Origin of the sequence: Bradyrhizobium sp. (genome assembly GCF_028868675.1) — a bacterium.
Classification (GTDB): Bacteria; Pseudomonadota; Alphaproteobacteria; order Rhizobiales; family Xanthobacteraceae; genus Bradyrhizobium.
The window spans coordinates 1-3,918 of sequence record NZ_JAGWUA010000306.1; the positions used below are offsets into that span (position 1 = coordinate 1).

At 68.4% G+C, this 3,918-nt stretch carries 2 protein-coding genes; both read right to left on the minus strand.

What is annotated here, in order from left to right:
* Positions 1-184 precede the first annotated feature (184 nt).
* Entirely contained in the window at positions 185-3,151 is a 2,967-nt protein-coding gene (locus tag KGM94_RS24130) for a bifunctional [glutamine synthetase] adenylyltransferase/[glutamine synthetase]-adenylyl-L-tyrosine phosphorylase (protein ID WP_300264904.1), read from the minus strand.
* Positions 3,148-3,918: HAMP domain-containing sensor histidine kinase (locus KGM94_RS24135; protein ID WP_300264906.1), on the minus strand; the 771-nt coding region annotated here is incomplete at its 5' end. The genes KGM94_RS24135 and KGM94_RS24130, both read right to left, overlap by 4 nt.

Below are 3,918 nucleotides of genomic sequence, written 5' to 3' on the forward strand. Positions count from 1 at the left end.
TCCCAATCACGCCATGGCCGCGGCCGATCGCGCCTATCTCCTGCGCCAGGGCGCAGAGGTCGGCGAAGGCCCGGTCGCGGACGTACTGACGCGCGAGAGATTGGAAGCGCTCTACGGCGCGCGCATCAGGCAGATGCGCGATACGGCGACAGGCGCCGCGGCATTCCTGCCGGATTGAGTGGACCTATTTGCCTTCCAGCAGCGCCGTGAACACCCGCCGGACTTCGCCCTGCGTCTCCTTCACCCGCGCCTCCAGCGAGGAGAAATCCGGCGCGTCGCCGGCGCGCGCCATCACGCGCTGCAGGTCGACGCCGGCGGTCTCCGCCTTGAAGCCCTCGCTGACGCACAGCCGCAAGATCTGCGTCAGGTCGTGATAGAGTCGCGCCGCGGCGCGCAGGATTTCGGCCTCCGATTGCGCGAGCACGCCGAGCCGCGCGGCATTCTCCAGTACCTGCAGCGTGGAGACGTCCAGAATCTCCGGCTTCTCGTGCGCATGCACGAGCTGGAGATATTGCGCGATGAAATCGATATCGATCGTGCCGCCGGCGGCATATTTGAGATCCCAATGGTCGGTCTCGCCCTTCTCCTGCGCGATCGCGCGCCGCATGTCGGCGACGTCGTGGGCGATGGCCAGACGGTCGCGCTGCCGCGTCAGCACGTCGCGGATCACGGCTTCGATCCGCGCGCAAAATTCCGGCGAGGCCGACACCACGCGCGCCCGCGTCAGCGCCATGTGCTCCCAGGTCCAGGCCTCCTGCGCCTGGTAGTCGGCAAACGAGGCGATGCTGGAGGCCACGGGGCCCGCGCGCCCCGAGGGTCGCAGCCGCATGTCGATCTCGTACAGCACGCCGTAATTGGTGCGCGTCGTGAAGGCGCTGATCAGGCGCTGGGTGAAGCGGGCGAAATAATGCGCGCCCTGCAGCGATTTCGGCCCGTCGGAGTCGGGATGCTCGCCGTCGAAATCGTAGAGCAGGATCAGGTCGAGGTCGGAGGATGCCGTCATCTCGCGGCTGCCGAGCCGGCCCATCGCGATGATCGCGGTCTCCTGGCCCTTGATGCGGCCGTGCTGGGCCGCGAAGCGGTCGGCGACCAGGCCGTGCACGGTATGGACGATGCCCTCGGCGACGTCGGCGAAGGCCGTGCTCGCCTGCTGCGCCGAGACCGTTCCGGACAGGATGCGCGTGCCGATCAGGAACAGGCTCTCCTGCCCGAACAGGCGCAGCCGGTCGAGAAACTCCTCGTAGGAATCCGCATCCTTGACCGTGGCCGCGAGCCGCGCCGACAATTCCTGCTTGTCCGGCATCGCGCCGAAGAAGCGCGGATCGATCAGGCCGTCCATCAACTGCGGCTGTCGCGCCAGCATCTCGCCGAGCCGCGGGGCGGCGCCCAGCACCAGCGCCACCAGAGCGACGAGGTCGCGGTTCTGGCTGAGCAGCGTGATCAGCCGCCCGCCGCGCTGCAGCGCCTGCAGGAACTGATCGAACACGACGACGGCGCCGTCGGGCTCCTCGGCATGCGCCAGACCGTCGATCAGCGCCGGCACGAACTCGATGAAGGCGCTGCGCGTCGCCTCGCTGCGGAACACCCTGTAGTCGCCCGTGATCCAGTCGCGCACGGTCTGCGCCGCGGCCGCGGGCTTCTTGAAACCGAGCGTCGTCAGATGCTGCAGCAGCCGCGGATCGTCGGGACCGGCGCCGTAGTCGATGGCCGGGAGGCTTGCCGTCCCGGTCGGATCGCCCTCGAACAGTTTTTCGTAGTGGCCCTGCACGATCCCGAGCTGCCGCAACAGATCGCGCGCAAAGGCCTCCCGGCTCTCACAGCCGAAGAACCATGCGACGCGCTCCACGGCCTCCTTGTCGTCGGGCAGCGCATGGGTCTGCTCGTCGGCGATCATCTGCAGGCGATGCTCGACCCGGCGCAGGAATTCATACGCCGTCGCGAGCTCATCGCGCGCCTGCGTGGTGATCCAGTTGCTGGCGGCGAGCACGTCGAGCGCCACCAGCGTCGGCCGCACCCGCAGCTCCGGATGCCGGCCGCCGGCGATCAATTGCTGGGTCTGCGCGAAGAATTCGATCTCGCGGATGCCGCCGCGCCCGACCTTCACGTTGTGGCCTTCGACCGCGACATCGGTCTGGCCGCGGTAGGTCTGCATCTGCCGCTTCATGTCGTGGACGTCGGCGAGCGCGGCGAAATCGAGATGCTTGCGCCAGACGAAGGGCGCGATCTCGGCGAGCAGCGCCTCGCCGGCCCGCAGGTCGCCGGCACAGGCGCGCGCCTTGATCATGGCGGCGCGCTCCCATGTGCGCCCTTCCCGCTCGTAGTAGCTCAGCGCCGCGTCGCGGGAGATCGCGACCTGGGTCGAGGATGGATCGGGACGAAGCCTGAGATCGACGCGGAACACGTAGCCGTCATAGGTCCGCTGCTGCAGCAGGCGCGCGATCCCCTGCGTCACCCGGACGAAGAACGGCTGCGGCTCGATTCCATCGGCGAGCGTCGTCGCCTCCGGATCGAAGAACACGATGAGATCGACGTCGCTGGAATAGTTCAGTTCGCCCGCGCCCATCTTGCCCATCGCGAGCACGATCAGGCCGCAGCCCTCTTCCGGCGCGTCCGGGTTCGGCGGCACCAGCCGGCCGCGTGCGGCTTCCTGCCGCAGCAGGAATTGCAGTGCCGCCTGCACCGAGGAGACAGCCAGATCGGTGAGCGCGGCCGTCACCCGCATCACCGGCCAGACGCCGCCGATGTCGCACAGCGCGATCAGGAGCGCGGCCTCCGATTTCATGCGGCGAAGCAACCGCATCACCTCGGCTTCATCAGGGGCCGCCATCACCGCCCGCCTGGCGGTCTCGATCAGCGAGGCCAGATGCGCGTCGGGATCGCAGGCGAGCAGCCGGGTCAGCCGCTCGGGATCGGCGCGGACCAGATCGAACAGATAGGGCGAGAATTCGGCGATTCCGGCCAGGATGGTCCTGGCCAGGGGATGAACCAGCGCGGCATCGATTGCCGCGACGTGCTGCGGCTCGAGCTCGGCCAGCCAGTCGCGGAGACGCTGTTCGGCGGTTGCGGAAGCGGCAACATGGGGGCCCTCCGCAAATCGCGCGGCGAGAGTTGCACCATGCTTGTCCGCGTTTCCCGGCGCGGAGAGTTTCATGCCACCTTCTGTGGCACATCCTGCATCGCCGGAGCAACCCTGTCGCCGGCACCGGCGCGCGCGGGCAAGACGAGCGTGGCGACGAGGCCCGGATGGGCATCGCCCAGCTTCAATTCGCCGCCGTGCAGCGTGGCGACCGCGGACGCAAGGCTGAGGCCGAGACCGGACCCCGGTAGTGTCCGGCTCGTCTCCAGGCGCACGAAGCGCTCCACGGCATGCTTGCGGTCGCCTTCCGGGATTCCGGGCCCGCGATCGGTGACGCTGAGCAGCACCCGGTCGCCCTCGCGCTTCGCCTCGACCAGGATCTGGCGGCTATCCATGCTGACCACGGTTCCCGCGGCCTGCGCGACCGGCTTGCCGTATTTGATCGCGTTCTCGACGAGATTGGCGAGCGCCTGGCTGATCAGTTCGCGGTTGCCGTGAACGGGCGTCGGTTCGGTCCTGACCTTCAGCGCCATGCCGTCATCCTCGGCGAGCGGCTCGTAGAGCTCGTGGATGCCGTTGGCGACCTCGGCTGCATCGAAATCGTCCATGTTGCCGCGCGCCTGGCCGGACTCCGCGCGCGCAATCATCAGCAGCGCATTGAAGGTGCGGATCAGCCCGTCGGACTCCTCGATGGTCCGCTCCAGCGCCGCGCGGTATTCGCTCTCGCTGCCCGATCGCGCCAGTGCCTCCTCGGCGCGATTGCGCAGCCGCGTCAGCGGCGTCTTGAGGTCGTGGGCGATGTTGTCGGAGACCTCCTTCAACCCCGCCATCAACGCCTCGAT

What these genes read in the sequence shown, in the direction of transcription:
- KGM94_RS24130 (WP_300264904.1), bottom strand. Translation starts at nt 3,151, where the DNA reads ATGAAACTCTCCGCGCCGGGAAACGCGGACAAGCATGGTGCAACTCTC.